This window comes from Pseudomonas sp. PDM21, from assembly GCF_014852505.2.
Classification (GTDB): Bacteria; Pseudomonadota; Gammaproteobacteria; order Pseudomonadales; family Pseudomonadaceae; genus Pseudomonas.
The window spans coordinates 3,466,017-3,487,009 of sequence record NZ_CM181223.1; the positions used below are offsets into that span (position 1 = coordinate 3,466,017).

Genomic DNA, 20,993 nt, shown 5'->3' on the forward strand with positions numbered 1-20,993 from the left:
GTCACTGGCAATCAGTGGGTATTCATCAGCGCTCACATCGGCCCCTGGAATTCATGAGATTACAGGGGACAGGGCAGACTTCATGCCAATCGGCCAGACCTCACGTATTCCAGGGCCTGCCTGCGTTTTGACGTAAACGGCATGCTGCTAAAGCAGCATCGCTGTACGGCTGCTGTTGGGTGAACAACAGCGCGGAAGAAACCCTGCTATCCAAGGCGCCAGGGTGAGCCACCCAGTCGACAGAATCCTCATTGGGAATGAGCTGTGGGGATAGATCGAAATGTGCAACGCGCTTCATCGGCGATCACGGACTCCGACCAGCAGCAATGAACTCAATCCGCCAGCATCTCGACCAGCGCATCAATCACTACCCGCACGCGAGCCGGCAAGTACCGTCCCCTGGGCCAGATGACATGAATGGGAAGCACGGGCCCCGGATGCTCCGGCAACACAGGGATCAGCTCGCCTCGAGCCACATAGGGCCGAGCGAGCCAGTCGGGCAAACACGCGACTCCCAGCCCGGCGATACAACCTTCGAGCAGTGCGCAGGTGTCGCGCAGCACGAATGGTCCGCGGAGCCTCGGCGCTCCCGGCAGCCACTCCCAATCGTCATGAACATCCGCCAGCAGGCAGCGCTGCAAGGAAAGGTCCGCAGGATCCCGCACAGGCGGGTTTGCCTGCAGATAAACCGGGGCCGCGTACAAGCGAGTTGGCTGCCGGCCGAGCGATCGCGCAATGAGTTCGGCACGATCGGGCAGAACGCCAATACGCACCGCCAGGTGCACGCCTTCAGCGACCAACTCGCTGGCCACAGGCGAAAAACCCAGGTCAAAACGCAGCCGTGGATACCTATCGCTGACATCCCGCAGTATCGGCATCACGACCTGCCTACCGTACAGGGGCGGCAGATCGATGCGCACCAGACCGGAAACCTCATCGTCTGTCGCGTGCAACGCCTGTGCGGCAAGGTCCAGCTCATCAAGCACGCGGCGCCCATGCTGCAGCAGCAAACCGCCCTCTTCGGTCAGCTGCAGGCTGCGGCTGGAACGGTCGACCAGCCGGCGACCCAGGCGCTCTTCAAGGCGCGTCACTGCCTTGCTCACCGCCGAGCGTGAAAGACCCAGACGCTCACCGGCGGCAGTGAACCCGCCACTCTCCGCGAATGCCACGAAGGCTCGTAGTCCGGCTATCGAATCGTCCATCGACTTCCCTCTGCGTCACCGCCGGGGTGAAACCCTGTCACGCAGGGTCGTCCCTACAATCGGCAGCCTCATCGACAGGAGAATCACATGTTCGAAGGCAAGACTCTAGTGATCATCGGCGGCACGTCCGGGATCGGCCTGCGAGCCGCAAGACTGGCAGTTCAACGGGGTGCGCGTGTCGTTCTCGGTGCACGCGACGAAGCGCGGTTGGCCTGGGTAGTCGACAGCCTTGGCGACAACGCCGAAGGCTATCCGGTGGACAACACCGATCGCATCTCGCTGCGTGATTTCTTCGCGCGCCTTGACCGCGTCGATGGCCTGTTCACGCCGGCGGCCAGCTACCAGGTCGCCGACTTCACCGAGCAGGACGAAGAGAAAGTGCGCAGCGCCTTCGAGCGCAAGTTCTGGCCGCAGTACTGGACGGTGCAGACCTCCCTCCCCGCTCTCGCGCCTGAGGCCGGCATCGTGCTGGTCGGCGGCGCCGCGGGAGCACGTCCTGTGCCGGGAGCAGCTTCCTACGCGGCCTGCAACAGCGCGATCGAAGGCCTGGCTCGGGCATTGGCGGTGGACCTCGCGCCGCGCCGGGTGAACGTCATCGCTCCCGGAACGCTGGACGGTGAACTGTGGCAGAGCCGCAATCCGAAGCTGCGCGAAAGCGCCTTCTCCCACTACGCCCAGTCCACTCTGCTGAAACGTGTAGGCACGGTCGAAGATGCTGCTGATGCTGCGCTGTTTCTGCTGAACAACCCCTACATGACTGGAGCAACCCTTTCTCCGGACGGCGGCTACACGTTGCGCTGACGGCCAAAGCGGCAGGGAGCGCCGGCTCAACCGTACAGCGCAAGCACGCTCTATATTTCGGTGACGATTCGCTCAACCACACGCACTTCGTAGATCTCGCCCTTGACATGCCTGGCACGCCCGGCGAGAACGCCGAACACGACTGCCGCCATTCCGACACTGGCAAACAACCAACCCACAGTGACGAAATTCCCGCTCGCACCATGCAGCAGACCAACCAGTAGAGGCCCTGAGGCACCGAGGCCGTAACCCACGCCCTGTACCATGCTCGACAGCTCAGCAGCGATATGCGCGTTTCGCGAGCGCAGCACAATGAGCGTCAGTGCGACCGAGGTCAGAGCGCCCTGCCCCAGCCCCTGGGCGACGGCCCACCCCCAAACCGTGGACAGCGGTGCGAACAGGCATGCGGCGCGCCTGATCAGCTACAACGCGCCAGGTGAAACTCATCTCGGATGCGCTTTCCAGCGGCTGCACCAGATAGACACTGTCCGGTTTAAGTTGCTCCCAGCGGAGCAGGCACTCCACCAGGGTTTCAGGTTCTCGTGTGGAGAATTCGCGAGCGGAGGCATTCATTCTTGTTATTCAGCCTTGCGTGATCACTGGTCAGTGAAGTCTTGGCGACGCCCGCTACCCCAAGGGAATGAAGATCCCCGGTGGTCGCGATGTCGTCTCGGAAACGGACTGCATTCTTTGATCAAAAGCGCAGAGCATCTATTGCGTGACCAGACACTCGTGTGGCGAGACTTGCCAAGCAGCGCTGCCGTCGACCGCTACCAACGCAGGCTAAGGGTGGTCTGTCCCGGAACTGGTGGACAGGCAGTTAAGAGCTACTGCTCACATTTCGCCGCTCAAACTCCATCGGACTGAGATAGCCCAGCGTCGAGTGGCGGCGACGGTGATTGTAAAAGCGGATGTAGTCGAGCAGGTCGGTTTTCGCCTCGTAGTAGCTGGCACAGCGCGTCAGGTACACCCGCTCAGCCTTCAGCGAACGGAAGAAGCTCTCCATCGCGGCGTTGTCCCAGCAGTTCCCGGGACGTGAATGGCTGGGCACGATTCGATGTCGCCGAAGTAAGGCCTGGCAGTCGTACGCGCAGTATTGGCTGCCTCGACCCGAGCCGATTGGCGCGATCCGAGACGAACTGGCGATCCAGTTGATCCGGGGCAATCGGCAGAGCATGACGACTGCTGGAAACCAGCCGCCAGCGCTTGCGCGAGCGAACGCGCAGACCGGCTTTGCGCATCAGTCGAGCAACCCGGTGGCGACCACACGCATGCCCCATGGCCGCCAACTCGGCCTTGATTCGACGATGACCATAGATCCCATTCACCTCATGGTGTCGGCTACATGACGAAGCGGCGTGCCGGCAAGCACCTGGTCTACCGCCTCGCGCTTGAAGGATTCGGGAAAACGTCGTCTGGCCTGGGTCATGAACACTCCTTGCGGTGGACATTATCCACCTTAAGTCAGTGTCCACTCAGCCCGGGACAGACCACCCCAGGGATTGATTTTCCAGCCAACTTCGGCCTGATTGACCAGACCTTCCACCACTTCGACCCCACCCTGTGCCAGTGGCCGAGCAGTAAGGTGATGCCAGTGCTGCGCAGATGAATCCGCTCCGGTCCGCCATCGGCGCAGGAGCGGATTCGGTCCGCGATTGCGTTCCGCATGCCCAGCCGCCATTGGCAGGCGCCCGCCCTTTCATCCGCCTGCCAATGTCGCAGTTCGAGCATCATCTGCCGCAAGGCCGACTATTCTTTGTGGCGTACGCCTGCCGGAGCGCCGACGGGCCATCAGGAGATGCTACTTGAATCGGATTCGACTGCTCATCGCTTCCTGTCTTTCACTGACTTCCTGCTTCGCTCTTGCCAACGACTCCGGGGCCTTCCTCCAGGGGGCGGTCTACGAACTGCTCCGCGATACTTCTCAACCGAGCTGCGTTGCCTGGCCCAAGGGGCTGCCGGATGGCGTCTGGGGCAACGGCGGCGAGTACGTCCCTGATGGCGAGCACCTCAGCGCCAGTGGCGATGTGCTGATCACCTCGGCGATCTACAAGCCCACGGGTGTTCGCGTTTCTCACACCTTCTATAAAAGCCGGCAGTCGTGTCTGGCGGACCTTTCCCCACAACCGATGACGGCTGCCGCGAAGAACGATAGTCAGGGCAGCTACGTCGACAGGCTGCAACGTGATTTCGGCAGCCGCCTGTATTTCAGCTCCGCCGAGGCCGAGGCCCTGGTGAAGAAGATCAATATCGACTGCAAGGCTCCCGATGGTCGTTACCTGCCGCTCTACAACGCACTGCTGGCGCGCCTGGATGAAGGCAGCACGCCCGACGCCTGGATGGAAACCAGCGTGGTCAACACGGGCAAGAAACTGCAGGTGTTCGACAGCGTTCGACTGAAAAGCGGCAGGGAACTCACCCCGCAGCTGACCCTGGAAATCAACGAATTCGGCGGATACGAAACCCACGGCGTACGCCCGCAGGCCCTGTCGAACGCCTGCTTTGGCAGCTACGGTCCGATCTGGAAGCTCTAGTTTCCCCCGAGCCATCGTAAGTATTTGAATCTGCTGGAGTTGCCTTTCTAGGTGGGTGATAGCGACTTAAGCTCGCCGGCCGGCAAAAAGCTGCGGATCACCCATACTCATTTCTCACCGATCAGCACCCGCCAGGTCCTCCACAACGTGAGGCCTGTGCGAAGCGTGTGCCTGAGCGGCGCAGTAGCAGATGCAAGCACCCTGCTCTCTTTCCCCAGAGAAGCCCTGGGAGCGGGGGTGACGTGGCAGCCAGGAAGCAGCCGGCGGGAGTACACCTGCCGGGCAGTATCGACAGGGCCAAGAGGCCCGCAAGGAATCACAAGAGGGCTGATGAATGCCACATGACGGGAGCCTGCTGCAGGCGACGGTAATCTTCCTGCTGACGGTCGTCATTCTCGTACCTCTGGCGCAACGCCTGAAGTTGGGCGCCGTGCCGGGGTATCTGCTGGCCGGCATTTTGATCGGCCCATCCGTGCTGGGCCTGGTCAGCCACCCGGAGAACGTCAGCCGCCTCTCGGAGATGGGCGTGGTGATGCTGCTGTTCATCATCGGCCTGGAGCTTTCCCCGCGGCGCCTGTGGATGATGCGCCGCTCGCTGTTCGGCGTGGGGTCGCTGCAGGTAGGACTGACAGCCCTGGTGCTCGGGCTGATCGCCTTCCTGCTATTCGGCCAGTCGCCCGCCGCAGCGGTGGTACTGGGCGTAGGCCTGGCGCTCTCCTCCACAGCCTTCGGCCTGCAGGTGCTGGCCGAGCGCAAGGAACTGGGCAAACCGCATGGCCGGCTGGCCGTGGGCATCCTTTTATTCCAGGACATCGCCGCCATTCCGTTGATCGCCGTGGTGCCTTTGCTGGCAGGCAGTGGCGACCCTTCCAACGAGGGCGTGCGCCCACTACTGACGGTTGCCGTGGGCATCGGCATCGTGATCATCGGCGGCCGTTACCTGCTGCGCCCGGTGTTCACCTGGGCGGTCGGCTCGGGCTTGCGCGAACTCTCCACCGCCACCGCGCTGCTGGTGGTGCTGGGCACCGCCTGGATCATGGAGCACGTGGGTGTCTCCATGGCGCTGGGTGCGTTCCTCGCCGGCATGCTGATGGCCGAGTCGCAGTTCCGCCATGAACTGGAATCCCAGATCGAGCCGCTCAAGGGGCTGTTGCTCGGGTTGTTCTTCGTTGGCGTGGGCATGACTGCCGACCTCAGCCTGCTGCTCGACGCGCCGTTGCTAGTACTGGGCCTGACCATGCTACTAGTCGCCATCAAGCTTCCGCTGCTGTTCGGTCTGGGGCGCTTCACCGGCGGATTGGAACGTTCCGAGGCGCTCTGCCTGGGCGTGGTGCTCGCGTCCGGTGGCGAATTCGCCTTCGTGGTGTTCAAGCTAGCCCTGGATCACCAACTCCTGGAGCAGCGGGTGCATGACGTACTGGTCCTGGTCATCACTCTGTCGATGGCCGTGGTGCCGCTGGTGATGATGGCGCTGGTCCGTCAGTTGCGCGGCGATGCGTCCGTCGGCGAGGTGCCGGATGGGCCGCCGGACGTCAGCGACGAGCCGCGCGTGGTGATAGCCGGCATGGGCCGTATGGGGCGGGTGGTCGCCAACCTGCTGCAGGCCCAGGGTGTGCCGGTGGTGGCGCTGGATACCTCGATGGATGCCATCGTTCGCCAAGGCAAGGAAGGTCGCGTGCCGGTGTACTACGGCGACCCGACGCGCCCGGAAATCCTCCACGCCGCCAAGGTCGGCGAGGCGGAACTGGTGATAGTCGCCACCGACGACCCGCAGATCAACCTGAACACCGTGGACGCCCTCTCCCGCCTTTACCCCAGGACCCGGGTGATCGCCCGCGCACTGAACCGCCAGCAGGTCCTGCAATTACTCGACCGGGGCGCCAACCCGGTGCGCGAGACCTTCCACTCCAGCCTGGAGATGGGACGCCGCGCCTTTATCGAACTGGGCGTGAGCGAGGAACAGGCCGCCGCCTGGGTGCGCCGCTACCAGTTACAGGAAGTGCAATCGCTGCTGGAACTGCACCGCCAGGGCCGCGACGACGAACCGGGTGGCTGTTTCGCCGACGATGGCAGCGGCCTTGCCGGTGTCACTCCACCCACCCCACAACCACCCGTACCACCCCAACCAGGCGCCGAACAGCGCAATGACCGCCCCGCCTGAGGAGAACAGCCATGCAACCAGGATTCAAGCTCGACGGAGCCCTTTCCCAGGGCATGCTCGACATACTCATCAAGGCCGGGCTGGTCGCCGCCCTGGTGATTTTCTCCTTCGAGGTGTTCCAGCCGTTCCTCGAACTGATGCTGTGGTCGGTGATCCTCGCGGTCACCCTCTATCCTGTGCTGTGCAGGATCAAGGCGCGCACCGGCCTGAAGGATGGCCACGCCGCCACGCTGCTGGTGCTCTTCGTGCTGCTGGTGCTGATTGTGCCGATCTACCTGATGGCAATGTCCATCACCGAGTCCGCCGGCAGCGTCGGCGACATCCTCAAGAGCGGCACCCTGCACGTGCCGGCGCCCCAGCCTTCGGTGGCCGAGTGGCCGCTGATCGGTCCGCGCGTCTATGACCTCTGGCTGGCCGCTTCCACCAGCCTCACGGATGTGCTGCGCGGCCTGATGCCCAACATCAAGGACGCCGGGCGCATGCTGCTGGGCGCCGCCGCCAGTGCCGGCGGGGCCTTCCTGCTGTTCGTCGGCGCCATCATCATCTCCGGCATCATCATGGCCTTCGGCGAGATGGGCACCATCGCCGCACAACGCATCGCCCAGCGGATTTCCGGCGCGGAGCGCGGTCTGCACATCGCTGCGCTGTGTACCGCAACGATCCGTGCAGTGGCCCTGGGAGTGATCGGTATCGCCTTCATCCAGATGTTGCTGATCGGCATCGGCTTCGTCATCAAGGGCATCCCCGGCGCGGGCATCCTTGCGCTGATCGTGCTAGTGCTGGGCATCGCCCAGGCACCGGCGAGCCTGGTCACCCTGCCAGTCATCATCTATGTGCTGAGTACCGAAGGTTTCACCGGCACGACCATCGTGTTCGCCATCTATATCTTCGTCGCCGGGCTCGCCGACAACGTGCTCAAGCCGCTGCTGCTCGGGCGCGGCGTCGACGTGCCGATGCCGGTGGTGCTGATCGGCGCCCTCGGCGGCATGGTGGTCAAGGGCATCATCGGCCTGTTCCTAGGCCCGGTGATCCTCGCCGTGACCTACAAGCTGTTCTGGCAATGGGTGGACCAGCAGGTGCCGAAGATGGACAAGCCCGCCACGCCGGCCGAATGACCCAGGGATCGCCATGGCAGAGCGCGTCACACGCGGCATCCTGATCCTCGCCGCCCTGCTGGGCGGCTGCACCCAGGTCGGCCCGGACTACCAGAAGCCAGAGCAGCCGTGGCTGAACGGCTGGAGCACACCGCTGCTGGAGCAGGCCGGCCAGCGTGCGGCTGCGCCGGATTTCAGCCGCTGGTGGACGGTCTTCGCCGACCCGTCCCTGGATGCGCTGATCGCCGAGGCCGACGCGCACAACACCAGCCTGCGCGTGGCCGGCCTGCGCATCGCCGAGGCGCGCGCACAACTGGCCATCGCCCAGACCGGGCGTTATCCGCAGTTGCAGCAGATCAGCGCCGACAGCCTCTATCTCAAGCAGAACCAGCACGGCGCGCCCAGTGCGCGGGACTCGGTGTTCTGGCAATCCAGCGTCGGCTTCGATATCGGCTGGGAGATCGACTTCTGGGGGCGCTTCAGCCGCGCCATCGAGTCGGCCGACGCGGTGTATTTCGCCTCCCAGGCCAATTACGCCGACGCCATGGTGCTGCTGCGCGCGCAGGTCGCCGACACCTACTTCGGCCTGCGTACCGCCGAGGCGCGCCTGGATATCGCCCGCGAGAACGCCAGGCGCCAGGAGCGCAGCCTGGAAATCACCGAGCGGCTGTTCCGCCACGGAGAAAACGACGAGCTGGACTGGCAGCAGGCGCGTACCCAGTACCTGGCGACCAAAGCGACCATCCCCGAATTCGAGAACCAGGTAAACGCACTGCGCAACATTCTCTGCGCCCTCCTCGGCCGCCCGCCGGGCGAGATGCCGGAGCTGCTCGCACGCCACGGCCAGTTGCCGATGCCCAATGGCGCGATCCTCCAGGATGTGCCGGCCAGCCTGCTGCAGCGCCGCCCGGACATCCGCGCGGCCGAACAGGCGGTGGCCGCGCAGTCGGCGCTGGTGGGCGTTGCCGAGGCCGACCTGTACCCGTCGCTGAGCCTGATCGGCAGTCTCGGCTGGAGCTTCGTCTCGGCCAGCAACCTGCCCGATAGCTTCAACCTCGCCGCCGGCCCGAGCCTGGTCTGGAATCCCTTCGACTACGGCCGGCGCAAGAACGCCGTGCGCGTGGAAGATGCGCGCCTGCAGCAACTGATCGAGCTGTACCAGCAGGATGTGCGCAACGCCGCGCGCGAAGCCGACGACGCTGCCAGTGGCCTCGTGCGCTCGCTGCAGAGCGCCGGCATCCGCGAACAGGCCTCGCAGGCGGCGCAACGCTCGCTGAGCCTCGCCAGCTCGCAGTACCGCGAAGGTTTCGCCGACTTCCAGCGCGTGCTCGATGCCCAGCAACTGCTGCTGCAACAGCAGGACGGCTACCTGGTCAGTCGTGGCAACGCGGTCAGCAGCCTGGTGGCGCTGTACAAGGCGCTCGGCGGCGGTTGGGACAGCCAGCGCGCGCCCATCGATTCCGCTACCCGGCAACAGATGCAGCAACGCACCGACTGGGGTGACCTGCTCGATGAGCCCTCCCCAGCCGCCAAGGATCAAGGAAGCCCGAAATGAGCGACACCCCCGCTACCCCGCCGGCACCGCCCTCGCCTCCCGCCCCCGGCAAATCCGCGCCGGATCGCGGCATGCGCCTGGTGTTGCTGCTGATCGTCGTCAGCCTGGTCTGGTACCTGCTCGCCGATCGCTTCACGCCTTATACCCAGCAGGCGCGGCTGCAGGCCTACGTGGTCGCGGTGAGCGCCGAGGTGGCCGGCCCGGTGAAGCGCGTGGCCGTGGGCAATAACCAGGAAGTGCGCAAGGGTGACGTGCTCTTCGAACTGGACCAGGAGCAGTACCGCATCGCCCTGCAGCGCGCCGAGGCGGACCTGGACACGGTGCGCCGGCAGATCGGCGCGAGCACCGCCGGTATCGACTCCGCCCAGGCTTCGCTCGCCGCCGCCCAGGCCAATGAGCGCAAGGCCCGGCAGGATGCCGAGCGCCTGCAGCGGCTCTACCAGGAAGACCCCGGCACGGTTTCCGTGCGCCGTCTGGAAAGCGCGCAGGCAACCCGCGAACAGGCGGCCAGCCAGGTCGCGGCGGCCCGCGCCGAAGTCGAGCGCGCCCGCGAACAGCAAGGCGGCCACGATGAAGACAACGCCCAGTTGCGCAGCGCCACGGCCAACGTCGCCAAGGCCCGCCTCGATCTTGCCCGCACCACGGTGCGCGCCGACTCCGACGGACTGATCACCGACCTGCGCACCGACGTCGGCCACTATGTCGGCCCCGGTAGCCCGGTGATGACCCTGATCGCCATCCACGACCTGTGGATCAGCGCCGACATGACCGAGAACAATCTCGGCCACCTGCGCAACGGCACCCCGGTGCTGGTGGTGCTCGACTCGCTGCCGGGCGAGCTGCTCACCGGGCGTGTCCGCAGCATCGGCTACGGCGTCAGCGTCGGCCAGGGCACGCCGCCGGGCTCGCTGCCGACGGTGCAGAACAGCCGCGAATGGCTGCGCTCGGCGCAGCGTTTCCCGGTGATAGTCGAGCTGGACCGCGACCAGCTGGAGAGCCCGGCCGGCCTGCGCGTGGGCGGTCAGGCCGAAGTCATGGCGCTGCCCAGCGAAGGCAATCCGCTGAACCTGCTCGGCCGCGTGTTCATGTGGCTGATGAGCTGGCTGTCGTATGCCTATTGAACTGCGTCGCCAACGTGCGCTCCGGCTGGCCTGGGGCACGGCGCTGTGCCTGGCGGCCAGCTACGGGATCGGCATGCCGATCCCGTTCCTCGCCCCCGTGCTTGCCGTGCTCCTGCTGGCGATGCGCGCCCAGGCCCTGCCGCTCAAGGCGGCTCCGGCCCTGGCGGTGCTGGTAATGCTCAGCTGCGGCATTGGCCTGCTGCTGATCCCGCTGCTGCGCCACGCGCCCCTCAGCGGCGTGCTGTTGGTCGGCGTCGGCCTGTACTGCGTGTTCCGCTATGCGCTACGCGGTGGCAACGGCCTGCTGGCGAACCTGCTGGTGATCGGCCTGACCATGATCGCCGCCGCCGGCACCAGTGACTTCACCCTGGCGTTGTCGGTGGTCGAGGCGCTGGCCAAGGGCATGCTGCTGGCCGTGCTGAGCACCGCCGTGGCCCACGCCCTGTTCCCGGAGCCCGCGGATGCGCCCTCCCCCCCAGCCCCGCCCCTGCCCAATGAGCAGGAAGCCGCCTGGATCGCCCTGCGCGCCACGCTGATCGTGATGCCCGCCTTCCTCCTGGCGATCATCGCGCCGGACCGTTTCATGCCGTTGATCATGAAGTCCGTGAGCCTCGGCCAGCAGGCGGGGGAAACCCGTGCGCGCCATGCCAGCCGCGAGCTGATCGGCTCCACCCTGCTGGCCGGCGTGCTGGCGATTATGGTGTGGGGCGCCCTGAGCCTGTTCGTGCACCTGTGGATGTTCTTCCTCTGGGTGCTGCTGTTCACCCTCTGGCAAGGCCGTCGGCTGTACGCCGCCGTGGCCACGCGCAAGAGCCCCGCGTACTGGGTCAGCTGCCTGACCACCATGCTGATCCTGCTTGGCCAGTCGGTGGCGGACAGCGCCGGCGGCCAGGACGTCTACCGCGCCTTCGCGATCCGCATGGCGCTGTTCCTCGTGGTGTCGCTCTACGCCAGCGGCATGCTCATCTGGATCGATGGCCGCCGCGCGCGGGCCCGCGCGGCCTAGGGCTTCCAGTCCACGCCGGAGTCGGCCAGGTAGGCATCCACGGCGGCGCCCAGCGTCGGGTGAAACGCCGATTCGCCCAGGCCCTCGAACAGCTCGAACTGCTTCATCTTGTCCTTCACCGGGTCCTTCATCTCGGCGAACTGCAGCTCGACGCCCCGCTGCTCCAGCACCTTGTCCAGTTCGGCGAGCATATCGGCAGACGTCACGTCGATACTGGTCACCGGGCTCGCGGCGATCACCAGCCGCTGTACGGGCGTCGGTGACTCGTCCAGCGCCGCCAGCACCTGATTCTGGAACTGCTCGGCGTTGGCGAAGAACAGCGGCGCATCCCAGCGCAGCAGCACCAGTCCGGGTATGCGCCGGGAATTCGGGTAACGCGTTACGTCGTGATAGCCGCGCACTCCATCGACCCGGCCGAGCACCGCATGGTGCGGCCGCCAGCCGTCCCAGAGGAATTCGATCACCGAGATCACCACGGCGATGCAGATGCCGGGTATGGCGCCGAACACCGCCACGCCGACGAAGCAACTGATCGACAGCCAGAACTCCCAGGGCTGCATGCGGTAGATGCGTTTCAGGTCGGCGAACTCGAACAGGCCCAGCGCGGCGGCGATCACCACCGCGGCCAGCGCGCTGTTGGGCAGGTGCTCCATCAGGTTCGGTGCCACCAGCAACAGCAAGGTCACCGCCAGCGCGCCGATGATGCCGGTGAGTTGGGTTTTCGACCCCGCAGCTTCGGCCACCGGGGTACGCGAGGAACTGCTGCTGATGGGGATGCCCTGGAACAGCCCTGAGGCGACGTTTGCCACGCCCAGGCCGAACATCTCCTGGTTGGGGTTCACCGGGCTTTTCAGTCGCGCCGCATAGGTGCGCGACAGCACGCTGGTGTCCGCGAAGGAAACCAGGGCCACGGCGACGCCGCCCAGCACCACTTCCACCAGGTCGATATCGGTCACCCAGGGGAAGGCAAACGACGGCAGCCCTTGCGGCAGCTGCCCCAATACCTTGACACCCTGGTTGCCGAGGTCGAACAGGCTGACCGCCAGGGTCGCCAGGATGACCGCGATAAGGATGCCCGGAATGCGCTTGTAGGGCTTGAGCAGCAGGATCAGCACCAGACTGCCGGCGCCCACCGCGAAGCTCGTCCAGTTGGCGCGCCCCTCCATCAGTGCCTGGCCCAGTTGCCAGATATCCCGCAGCGGTCCTTCGCTGTCGACCTTCAGGCCGAACAGTTTGGGCAACTGGCTGATCAGCACCGTGAGTGCGATGCCGTTCATGTAGCCATAGCGGATCGGCTTGGACAGCAGTTCGGTGATGAAGCCCAGGCGCAGCAGGCCGGCGATCATGCAAACCGCACCGGACACCAGCGCCATCAGGCTGGCGATGGCAATGGCCCGCTGCGGGTCGCTCGCCGCGTACTGCACCACCACCGCGAGGATCGGCGCGGCCAGCGCCGAATCGGGGCCGAGCACGAGGATCCGGCTCGGCCCGAACAGCGCGTAGGCCAGCAGCGGGATGATGGTCGCGTACAGCCCGTAGATACCGTGCACGCCGGAAGCCTCGGCATAGGCAATCCCCACCGGCACCAGCATGGTGGTCAGCACCAGCCCGGCGGCCACGTCCCTGGGCAACCAGCTCGCCTGGTAGTTGCGCAGGGTGACGAGGCCGGGCAGCCAGCGCTGCCAGTCGAAGCCGGATCGGAATTGCGACGGGGTTTCGGACATCGGGGAAGTGGCTCCTGGCGAAGACGACAAAAGGCCCAGCGAAGCGGCAACCGTATCGTCTACAGCGTAGATCAGCGGCCGTACTGCCAGTGTCGAGCCGGTCACGATAGTTTCCGCGCCGCCGGCGGATTCGCACCTAAACTTCCCCCAGCCGTCCGTCACTGGAGAAACGCCCGCTCATGAGCAGTTTGTTCGACGCCATCCTACTCGGGCTGCTGGCCCTGTTGCCGCTGATCAACCCGCCGACTACGGTCGCGCTGTTCCTTGCGCTGTCCCAGGGTTTCAGCCGCGAAGAGAAGAACCAGCAGGCGCTGCTGACCGCCTGCTACGTGTTCATCATCATGACGCTGACCTACTACATCGGCGAGTTCATCATGGGGGTGTTCAGCATCTCGATTCCGGGCCTGCGCGTCGCCGGGGGCGGCATCCTCTGCATCATCGGCGGACGCATGCTGTTTCCCGCGCCCCTGCCCTCCCCAGACTCCCGCGAGGACCTGCCCGAACGCACCAGTTTCGCCTTCATCCCGCTGGCCATGCCCAGCACCGCCGGGCCCGGCACCATCGCGATGATCATCAGCTCCGCGGCCAGCATCAAGCACAGCACCAGCTTCCCGCACTGGGTGATCCTGGTCGCGCCACCGCTGATCTTCCTCTGCACCGGACTGATCCTCTGGGGCTGCCTGCGCGCCTCGGACCTGATCATGAAGGCCACCGGCAAGTCCGGCATCGATGCCATCTCGCGACTGATGGGTTTCCTGCTGGTATGCATGGGCGTGCAGTTCGCCATCAACGGCCTGGTGGAGGTCGCGCAGACGCTGATCGACACCAACGCCCATCTGCTTGTGCAACCCTGAAACGCAAGCTGGCAGCGAAGTGCCCGCCTGCAATCCGGCCCGGCCTACGGCCGCGAATAGACCTTGAACAGGCTCTGGTCCAGCTCGCTTGGTGCGCCGAAGTACTTGCTGTACAGCGCCACGAAATCGTCGGAGCGATACAGCTTGCTCAGCGCGGTATCCACCTGCAGGCGAAAGTCCTCGTCGCCGCGCGGCATCGCCAATGCAACCGGGGCAAACTCGAAGCGCCGGCTGAGCACCATCAGGTTGGCCCTGCCAGCGCTGTGCTCCACCAGACTGCGCAGGGTCATCTGGTCGTAGAAGAAGGCATCGGCCTTGCCGCCCGCGACCGCTTCGACTCCCTCCGTGGGGCCGGCTACGGCCTGCACGGTGACCAGAACCTTGAGCAGGCGCAGGCGTTCGCGCACCCAGGTTTCCACCCTGGTATTGCCGGGCACCGCGAAGGTGTAGGCCGCCAGACCTCGGTTCAGCGTGGCACGCCAGGTCGGGCCGCTCTGGTCCACCTCGCCGTTGAGCGAGCGCACCAGGAAGAACGACGCATCCTTGCGGACCACCACGCCCAGGCCGGCGGTATACACCGGAAGGGAGAAATCGAGGTCCTGACGCAGCTTCAAGGTTTCCACCATCGGGCTGCAGAGCAGGTCGACGCCGCCGGCGCCCACCGTTTCCAGCGCCTTGTCGGCATTCAACGCGACGAAGCGCACCTGCAGTTGCGCCAGACCCGGCTGGGTCCGCAACTGGTCGGCGACCTTCTGGCACAGGTCGATGCCGTAGCCGACGGCGCCCTCGCCTTCGCTGGCGGAGAACGGCGGGCGCTCCGGCAGGTAGCCCAGGGTCAGGGTGTGGCTGCTGCGGATGCGCTCCAGGGTCTGGGCGGGAGCGACCAGCGGCAACGCGGCGGCCAGCAGGAGGATGGCGCGGGGGAGCCAGCGGTTCATGGCCGGGCCTCCACGTTGAGCTTCGCCTGCGGATCGATGAAGCGGTCGGCGATGTAGCCGAACATCAGGTAGCCCACCGCAGTGACCAGCATCCCGCCGAACACCGCCTCCATCCCCGAGGCGTACAGCGCGTAGAAGCTGTACGCCATGGCGATCAGTAACGCCGCCACGTTGCGGTGGTGCGGGAAGCCGGTCACTCCGGCCTTCTGCATGATCACCAGCAGCGCCGACAGCGCGGTGATGTACGGCACGATGTTGGTCACCGCGGCCAGACTGACCAGCTTGCCGAACTGCTCCGAGGCGTTGGGCGAGATGGTCGACACCGCCATGGCGCTCTGCAGCGCGGCGTTGGCCACCAGCCCGAGGATCGGTGCGCCGAGCAGCGTGACCTTGCTGAACAGGCGGGGGAACATGTGCTGGTCGGCGGTGACCTTGGCCGTCTGTGCCAGGGTGAACTGCCAGCCCAGCAGCGAACCGACGCAGGCCATCACCGCCAGTGCCATGATGATATTGCCCACCACGGGATTGAACATCTGCGCATAAACGTAGGCGAACGGCGCGCTGGAATTGGCCAGTTCGGCATTCGCCACAATACCCATGATCACCGTCGTCGACAGCACGTAGACCACCGCCGCACCCAGGGTGCCCAGCAGGCAGGCCAGCGGCACGTTGCGCTTGGGGTTCTCCACAGCGTCGGAGTTCTGCGCCGCCGACTCCATGCCGAGGAAGGCCCAGAGGGTCAGCGGAATGCTCTGGGTGATGGCGTCGCCCATGGCGATGTTGTTCGGGTTCCAGGCAGCGTCGAACACCTGCTTGTCGAACCAGAACCAGCCGATGATCGACAGGCCCGCCACCGGGATGATCACCCCCCAGACCGTGAGGGAGCCGATTTGCCCGGTCACCTTGGGGCCACCGAAGTTGGCGAGGGTGGTCAGCCAGATCAGCGCCACGCTGCCGATGAACAGCGGCATGGCGCCGGTGCCCAGCCAGGGAATGAAGGGGGTCAGGTAGCCCACTGCGGAGATCGCGATGGCCACGTTTCCGATGGCCAGCGACAGGAAATACAGGTAGGAGCAGAGGAAGAACGCCGACTTGCCGTGGGCTTCCTCGGTGTACGCCGACATGCCTCCCGAGCGGGTGCAGTAGATACCACACTGGGCGAAGCAGTAGGCGATGGCCATCGAACCGATGGCGGTGATGATCCAGGACAGCAGGGAGATCGCCCCCAGCTGCGCCATGCTGGTGGGCAGCATGATGATGCCCGAGCCCATCATGTTGACCGCGACCAGGGTGGTGAGCCCGGTCAGGGTCATCTTCTTGCCGGATGCTTCCATTTGCATGCTCTTTTGCAGGAGAAGTGATCAGAAGACAGGAGCAGTCCCTCGTAGGCGCCGCCGCTGCGCGAAACAGCTCGCAGGACGCCCTACTCTTCCTCCATCAACACCTTTACTCGCCCGCTGCGCGCGGCCTTGACCAGCGCGTCGTGGTCGCGTTCGGTCTGATCGGCATAGAGCAAGGCGAAGTCGCCTATCGCCTTGTCGAAGGCGTCGCCCTTGCCCAGGTAGCCGCTGATGCTTGCGGCGTCGCCGGACTTGGCGTGGGCGCGGGCCAGGGTCAGCCCACAGATATCGGCGTAGCGCTCCAGTTGCACGGCACTGATGCGTTCCACCGGCACCGACAGTTTCATGTCGCGCAGCTGTCGGACGAAGTAGTCGCGCCCGGCCGGGCTGCGCATCCAGCCAAGGAAGATATCGCTGGAGGACTGCATCAGGCGCTGGCCCATCACCACGCGCTGCCCCTGGTGGCGGTACTGGCACTTGCCAGCATAAGGCTCGAGTACCGAGCGGCAGGACTCCTTGAACTGCAGGATCAGCGGGTGGTTCTCCTCGGAAAACAGCAGCGCGATGAAGCAGCGCGTGCCGACGCTGCCGATGCCGACTACCTTCACTGCTGCGTCGACCAGTCGGTAACGCTCGAACAGCACCCGGCGATCGTCCGACAGGCTGCCGCGGTAATCCGCCAGGCTGCTCAGCACGCGCTGCATGAAGTCCGCTTCGGCGACGTGGTAGATGATCGGCGGCTGGTCGATGATGCGCGGCTGGCCCGCCACCTGCTCGGCGATCTTCGGGAAGGCGCTTTCCACCACCCGTTCGCGGGCTCGGTCGAACAGCTGCTGGCGAAACTTGCGCGCCTTGGCATCGGGCGCCATGTCCAGCAGGGCCTGGGTATCCAGGCGCGAGTACCAGACCTCCAGCGGGCTCATGCGCGAATAGGAGCGCAGGTTCTCGCGGTAGGCCCGCACGCAGGTCATGGCAATTTCGCGCGCGCGAGCATCGGCGATGCTGCTACTGCGGGCAGCCACCGCGAAACTCACCGCCAGGCGCTTGATGTCCCATTCCCAGGGCGCAGGCAGGGTTTCGTCGAAGTCGTTGAGATCGAAGACCAGGTTGCGCTCGGGGGTCGCGAAAAACCCGAAGTTGAGCAGATGGCAGTCGCCGCACGCCTGCACCTTCACGCCGATATGCGGAAGCCCGGCGAGATCATGGGCCATCAGTGCAGCCGAACCCCGCAGGAAGGTGAAGGGGCTGCGCAACATGCGCCCGTAGCGGATCGGCACCAGGTCCTTGAGGCGATCGCGGTTGGACTTTTCCAGGATGGCGATGACATCGCGCTGTCGCCCAGGCGACTTCCATTTGCCATGGCTTTCGCGGGGAATCTTCTGCCGCAGGCGCCGGCCGACGTCCAGGCGCTCCTCGCGGGAGCGGAACTGCACGGCAGATTCGGGGGCACCGGCTTTCTTGCTGGAGGCTTTCTTCGGGGAGTCCATGGCGTTTCGTCACCTGGGGTGAGGGACGTGCGGCGCACACGGACGCGGCGCCGATCTGCTCGCGGAGCCGGCACCGACGCCGGCTCCCCTCCATTCAAGCTAGATCACTTTCGGCCATGCGCGTGGCGACCCGGATTTCTTTTGTCGGGCACGCCGGCCGCGGCTCACAGCGCGCCTTGCAGCTCCGGCACCGCCTCGAACAAGTCCCCCACCAGGCCGTAGTCGGCAACCTGGAAGATCGGCGCCTCTTCGTCCTTGTTGATCGCCACGATCACTTTCGAGTCCTTCATGCCCGCCAGATGCTGGATGGCGCCGGAGATACCGACGGCCACGTACAGCTGCGGAGCGACGATCTTGCCGGTCTGGCCGACCTGCATGTCGTTCGGCACGAAGCCGGCGTCAACGGCAGCGCGGGAAGCGCCGACGGCAGCGCCCAGCTTGTCAGCCAGGGAGTAGAGGATGCTGAAGTTGTCGCCATTGCCCATGCCACGGCCGCCGGAAACGACGATCTTGGCAGCGGTCAGTTCCGGACGGTCGGACTTGGCCAGTTCTTCGCCCACGAAGGCGGACTTGCCAGCATCGGCCGGGCCGGAAACGGCTTCAACAGCGGCGGAGCCACCTTCGGCAGCAACGGCGTCGAAGCCGGTGCCACGCACGGTGATGACCTTGACGGCAGCCGAGGATTGCACGGTAGCGATAGCGTTACCGGCATAGATCGGACGCTTGAAGGTGTCGGCGCTGACGACTTCGATGATCTCGGAGATCTGGTCGACGTCCAGCAGGGCGGCGACGCGCGGCAGGAAGTTCTTGCCGTTGGTGGTCGCCGGGGCCAGCACGTAGCTGTAACCCTTGCCGAGCTCAGCGATCAGCGGCGCCACATTCTCCGGCAGTTGGTGGACGTAGGCAGCGTTGTCGGCGACCAGCACCTTGGCAACACCGGCGATCCTGGCAGCGGCTTCGGCCGCGCCAGCGACATTCTGGCCAGCGACCAGCACAGCGATGTCGCCACCAATCTTCTGCGCAGCGGCGACAGTGTTCAGCGTCGCCGAGGCCAGCGCGCCATTGGAATGTTCTGCAATAACCAGGACCGCCATCAGATCACCTTCGCTTCGTTCTTCAGTTTCTCGACCAGTTCGGCCACCGATTTCACCTTGATGCCGGCACTGCGCGCGGCGGGCGCTTCGACCTTGAGGGTTTTCACGGTGGAGGCCGTGGAGACGCCCAGCGCATCAGGAGTGAGGGTTTCCAGCGGCTTCTTCTTCGCCTTCATGATGTTCGGCAGCGACGCATAACGCGGCTCGTTCAGGCGCAGGTCGGTGGTGACGATTGCCGGCAGGTTCAGGGCAACGGTCTGCAGGCCGCCGTCGATTTCACGGGTGACGTTGACCTTGTCGCCAGCAACTTCGACCTTGGAGGCGAAGGTGCCCTGGGCGTAGCCGGTCAGCGCAGCCAGCATCTGGCCGGTCTGGTTGTTGTCGCTGTCGATGGCCTGCTTGCCGAGGATGACCAGCTGCGGCTGCTCTTTGTCGACGAGGGCTTTGAGCGACTTGGCGATGGCCAGGGAGCTCAGTTCGTCATTGCTCTCGACCAGCACCGCGCGGTCTGCGCCCAGTGCCAATGCGGTACGCAGTTGCTCCTGCGCGCTACTGGGGCCGACCGAGACCACCACGATCTCGCTGACAACGCCCTTCTCTTTCAGGCGTACGGCCTCTTCCACGGCGATTTCGCAGAAGGGGTTCATGGACATCTTGACGTTGGCCAGATCGACGCCGGAGTGGTCCGCCTTGACGCGGACCTTGACGTTGTAATCGACCACGCGCTTGACGGCTACGAGGACTTTCATCGGGGACTCCTGGAAAAAAAACCGGGCCTTGCGGCCCGGAACAAGGGGTGACTCTGGGACTGGGCTACACCTGCGGGACGCCAGGGGCCTGTAGGAAAGCAGAACGTAGGGCGGATAACCGCTTGCGGTTATCCGCCGTCATTCGGGGCAGCGGCGGATAACGCTGGCGCGTTATTCGCCCTACGTTCTAGGCCACGTCCATCATCTGGCTGAACGCCTGCAGGTGATGGTCGTCGTCGCCGAACTGGTGGCTGATCATCACCAGGTGCTTGGCGTAGTGCGAGCCCAGGTATTCGTCGGTGAGGCCGATGCCGCCGTGCAGCTGGATGCACTGCTCGGAGATCAGGCGGCCGGCGCGGACCGTGATGTACTTGGCGGCGGCCAGGGCGCGACTGCGTTCGGTGCTGTCGGGCTGGTCGGCGACGCAGGCGGCGAGGATCGCCATGCTGCTGGCCTGGTCTAGTTCGGCGCGCATGTCCACCATGCGGTGCTGCAGCACCTGGAAGGAGCCAATGGCGACGCCGAACTGCTTGCGGGTCTTCAGGTAGTCCAGGGTCAGCTCGCAGGTAGCTTCCATGGCGCCGACCGCCTCGGCGCACTGCGCGGCGATGGCGCGACCCTGCTGGTAGCGCAGCGCATCGAAGGCTTCGCCGGGTTCGCCCAGCACGTGCCCGCTGGCGACAAAGGCACCGTCCAGGTACAGCTCGCACGCCTTGAGGCCGTTGGCGGTCGGGTAGACGCGGCGCTTCACGCCCGCCTCGTTCGGGTCGAGGAAGAACAGGCCGATGCCCTGCTCGTCCTGCTCGCCGCCGGCCACGCGAGCCGAGACCAGGATCAGCCCGGCGCTGTGCCCGCCGATCACCGCGACCTTGCGCCCGCTCAGACGCCAGCCGCCGTTCACCGGCTCGGCGCGGGTGGCCACGCTGTTCAGTTCGTAATGGCTCTGCGGTTCCTCAAAGGCCACCGCCAGTTGCAGCTCGCCACTGGCGACGCGTGTCAGCAACTGGTCCTTCTGCGCGTCGCTGCCCAGTTGGGCCAGCAGGCCGCCGGCGAAGACCACCGATTGCAGGTAAGGCTCCAGGCACAGGCCACGGCCCAGCTCGGTGTGCACCAGCATGCTGTCCACGCCGCCGCCGAAGCCGCCGTAGGCTTCGGGCAGGGACACGCCGGTCAGGCCCAGCTCGCCAAGCTGGCGCCAGAAGTCGGCGCTGTAGCCCAGCTCGCTACGGCGAAAAGCCTCGCGCTGTTCGAATCCGTAGGCGTCACGTACCAGACGCGCCGCCGTGTCTTGCAGCATCTGCTGCTCTTCATTGAGTTTGAAGTCCATGGTCGG

General features: G+C 65.4%; 18 protein-coding genes. 8 read left to right on the top strand and 10 right to left on the bottom strand.

The genetic code is table 11. The annotated features are described in order from the left end of the window. Positions 1–332 precede the first annotated feature (332 nt). Positions 333–1,202: a LysR family transcriptional regulator gene (locus IB275_RS16020; protein ID WP_192295960.1), complete on the bottom strand. Its 870-nt coding sequence runs from the start codon at positions 1,200–1,202 to the stop codon at positions 333–335. A gap of 87 nt (positions 1,203–1,289) precedes the next feature. On the opposite strand from IB275_RS16020, the gene IB275_RS16025 reads away from it, so the two are divergent. Beyond that, entirely contained in the window at positions 1,290–2,003 is a 714-nt protein-coding gene (locus tag IB275_RS16025; RefSeq protein WP_192295961.1) for an SDR family NAD(P)-dependent oxidoreductase, read from the top strand. An 820-nt stretch (positions 2,004–2,823) separates the two neighbouring features. On the opposite strand, the gene IB275_RS16030 is transcribed toward IB275_RS16025, so the two are convergent. Together IB275_RS16030 and IB275_RS16035 are read right to left on the bottom strand one after the other, a co-directional pair. Then, positions 2,824–3,009, bottom strand: coding sequence for an IS3 family transposase (locus IB275_RS16030; protein WP_225607807.1), 186 nt, complete (start codon positions 3,007–3,009; stop codon positions 2,824–2,826). After that, the gene (locus IB275_RS16035; protein WP_225607814.1) at positions 2,978–3,283 is read right to left on the bottom strand and encodes a hypothetical protein; all 306 of its coding nucleotides are present in this window, start codon (positions 3,281–3,283) and stop codon (positions 2,978–2,980) included. Before IB275_RS16035 ends, IB275_RS16030 begins: the two co-directional genes overlap by 32 nt. A gap of 525 nt (positions 3,284–3,808) precedes the next feature. Between IB275_RS16035 and IB275_RS16040 the strand changes: the two genes are divergently transcribed. From IB275_RS16040 to IB275_RS16065, 6 genes are all read left to right on the top strand, one after another. After that, positions 3,809–4,537: a hypothetical protein gene (locus IB275_RS16040; RefSeq protein WP_192295964.1), complete on the top strand. Its 729-nt coding sequence runs from the start codon at positions 3,809–3,811 to the stop codon at positions 4,535–4,537. Between the two features lie 334 nt (positions 4,538–4,871). Beyond that, on the top strand, positions 4,872–6,698 hold the full coding sequence (locus tag IB275_RS16045; protein ID WP_192295965.1) for a monovalent cation:proton antiporter-2 (CPA2) family protein: 1,827 nt from the start codon (positions 4,872–4,874) through the stop codon (positions 6,696–6,698). 11 nt (positions 6,699–6,709) lie between these two features. Then, positions 6,710–7,813, top strand: coding sequence for an AI-2E family transporter (locus IB275_RS16050; protein WP_192295966.1), 1,104 nt, complete (start codon positions 6,710–6,712; stop codon positions 7,811–7,813). A gap of 13 nt (positions 7,814–7,826) precedes the next feature. Next, on the top strand, positions 7,827–9,347 hold the full coding sequence (locus IB275_RS16055; protein WP_192295967.1) for an efflux transporter outer membrane subunit: 1,521 nt from the start codon (positions 7,827–7,829) through the stop codon (positions 9,345–9,347). Beyond that, positions 9,344–10,468: an HlyD family secretion protein gene (locus tag IB275_RS16060; RefSeq protein ID WP_192223471.1), complete on the top strand. Its 1,125-nt coding sequence runs from the start codon at positions 9,344–9,346 to the stop codon at positions 10,466–10,468. The genes IB275_RS16055 and IB275_RS16060 overlap by 4 nt, the downstream gene beginning before the upstream one ends. Then, positions 10,458–11,474 (top strand): DUF2955 domain-containing protein, encoded by a 1,017-nt coding sequence (locus IB275_RS16065; protein ID WP_192295968.1) that lies wholly within the window; start codon positions 10,458–10,460, stop codon positions 11,472–11,474. Before IB275_RS16060 ends, IB275_RS16065 begins: the two co-directional genes overlap by 11 nt. Here IB275_RS16065 and IB275_RS16070 read toward each other — a convergent pair. Beyond that, complete coding sequence (locus IB275_RS16070) at positions 11,471–13,198, bottom strand: SulP family inorganic anion transporter (RefSeq protein ID WP_192295969.1); 1,728 nt, start codon at positions 13,196–13,198, stop codon at positions 11,471–11,473. The genes IB275_RS16065 and IB275_RS16070 overlap by 4 nt on opposite strands. Before the next feature lie 179 nt (positions 13,199–13,377). Here IB275_RS16070 and IB275_RS16075 point away from each other — a divergent pair, with 179 nt between their 5' ends. Next, positions 13,378–14,052: a MarC family NAAT transporter gene (locus tag IB275_RS16075; RefSeq protein ID WP_192295970.1), complete on the top strand. Its 675-nt coding sequence runs from the start codon at positions 13,378–13,380 to the stop codon at positions 14,050–14,052. Between the two features lie 44 nt (positions 14,053–14,096). On the opposite strand, the gene IB275_RS16080 is transcribed toward IB275_RS16075, so the two are convergent. The 6 genes from IB275_RS16080 to IB275_RS16105 form a co-directional block, all read right to left on the bottom strand. Beyond that, on the bottom strand, positions 14,097–14,990 hold the full coding sequence (locus tag IB275_RS16080; RefSeq protein WP_192295971.1) for an amino acid ABC transporter substrate-binding protein: 894 nt from the start codon (positions 14,988–14,990) through the stop codon (positions 14,097–14,099). Beyond that, on the bottom strand, positions 14,987–16,324 hold the full coding sequence (gene potE / locus IB275_RS16085; protein WP_192295972.1) for a putrescine-ornithine antiporter: 1,338 nt from the start codon (positions 16,322–16,324) through the stop codon (positions 14,987–14,989). The genes IB275_RS16080 and potE overlap by 4 nt, the downstream gene beginning before the upstream one ends. An 89-nt stretch (positions 16,325–16,413) precedes the next feature. Next, positions 16,414–17,817: a DUF2252 domain-containing protein gene (locus IB275_RS16090; RefSeq protein WP_192295973.1), complete on the bottom strand. Its 1,404-nt coding sequence runs from the start codon at positions 17,815–17,817 to the stop codon at positions 16,414–16,416. 164 nt (positions 17,818–17,981) lie between these two features. After that, positions 17,982–18,911 carry an electron transfer flavoprotein subunit alpha/FixB family protein gene (locus IB275_RS16095; protein WP_192319012.1) on the bottom strand — a complete coding sequence of 310 codons (930 nt, stop codon included), beginning with the start codon at positions 18,909–18,911 and terminating at the stop codon, positions 17,982–17,984. Continuing rightward, positions 18,911–19,660, bottom strand: coding sequence for an electron transfer flavoprotein subunit beta/FixA family protein (locus IB275_RS16100; RefSeq protein WP_192295979.1), 750 nt, complete (start codon positions 19,658–19,660; stop codon positions 18,911–18,913). The genes IB275_RS16095 and IB275_RS16100 overlap by 1 nt, the downstream gene beginning before the upstream one ends. 187 nt (positions 19,661–19,847) lie before the next feature. After that, positions 19,848–20,987, bottom strand: coding sequence for an acyl-CoA dehydrogenase family protein (locus IB275_RS16105; RefSeq protein WP_192295980.1), 1,140 nt, complete (start codon positions 20,985–20,987; stop codon positions 19,848–19,850). Positions 20,988–20,993: the final 6 nt, after the last annotated feature.

Coding starts and splice junctions, on each gene's coding strand:
- IB275_RS16035 (WP_225607814.1), bottom strand. CDS start 3,283: ATGGGGCATGCGTGTGGTCGCCACCGGGTTGCTCGACTGATGCGCAAA.
- IB275_RS16060 (WP_192223471.1), top strand. CDS start 9,344: ATGAGCGACACCCCCGCTACCCCGCCGGCACCGCCCTCGCCTCCCGCC.
- IB275_RS16045 (WP_192295965.1), top strand. CDS start 4,872: ATGCCACATGACGGGAGCCTGCTGCAGGCGACGGTAATCTTCCTGCTG.
- IB275_RS16090 (WP_192295973.1), bottom strand. CDS start 17,817: ATGGACTCCCCGAAGAAAGCCTCCAGCAAGAAAGCCGGTGCCCCCGAA.
- IB275_RS16105 (WP_192295980.1), bottom strand. CDS start 20,987: ATGGACTTCAAACTCAATGAAGAGCAGCAGATGCTGCAAGACACGGCG.
- IB275_RS16070 (WP_192295969.1), bottom strand. CDS start 13,198: ATGTCCGAAACCCCGTCGCAATTCCGATCCGGCTTCGACTGGCAGCGC.
- IB275_RS16020 (WP_192295960.1), bottom strand. CDS start 1,202: ATGGACGATTCGATAGCCGGACTACGAGCCTTCGTGGCATTCGCGGAG.
- IB275_RS16095 (WP_192319012.1), bottom strand. CDS start 18,911: ATGGCGGTCCTGGTTATTGCAGAACATTCCAATGGCGCGCTGGCCTCG.
- IB275_RS16100 (WP_192295979.1), bottom strand. CDS start 19,660: ATGAAAGTCCTCGTAGCCGTCAAGCGCGTGGTCGATTACAACGTCAAG.
- IB275_RS16030 (WP_225607807.1), bottom strand. CDS start 3,009: ATGGAGAGCTTCTTCCGTTCGCTGAAGGCTGAGCGGGTGTACCTGACG.
- IB275_RS16025 (WP_192295961.1), top strand. CDS start 1,290: ATGTTCGAAGGCAAGACTCTAGTGATCATCGGCGGCACGTCCGGGATC.
- IB275_RS16050 (WP_192295966.1), top strand. CDS start 6,710: ATGCAACCAGGATTCAAGCTCGACGGAGCCCTTTCCCAGGGCATGCTC.
- IB275_RS16065 (WP_192295968.1), top strand. CDS start 10,458: ATGCCTATTGAACTGCGTCGCCAACGTGCGCTCCGGCTGGCCTGGGGC.
- IB275_RS16080 (WP_192295971.1), bottom strand. CDS start 14,990: ATGAACCGCTGGCTCCCCCGCGCCATCCTCCTGCTGGCCGCCGCGTTG.
- potE (WP_192295972.1), bottom strand. CDS start 16,324: ATGGAAGCATCCGGCAAGAAGATGACCCTGACCGGGCTCACCACCCTG.
- IB275_RS16055 (WP_192295967.1), top strand. CDS start 7,827: ATGGCAGAGCGCGTCACACGCGGCATCCTGATCCTCGCCGCCCTGCTG.
- IB275_RS16075 (WP_192295970.1), top strand. CDS start 13,378: ATGAGCAGTTTGTTCGACGCCATCCTACTCGGGCTGCTGGCCCTGTTG.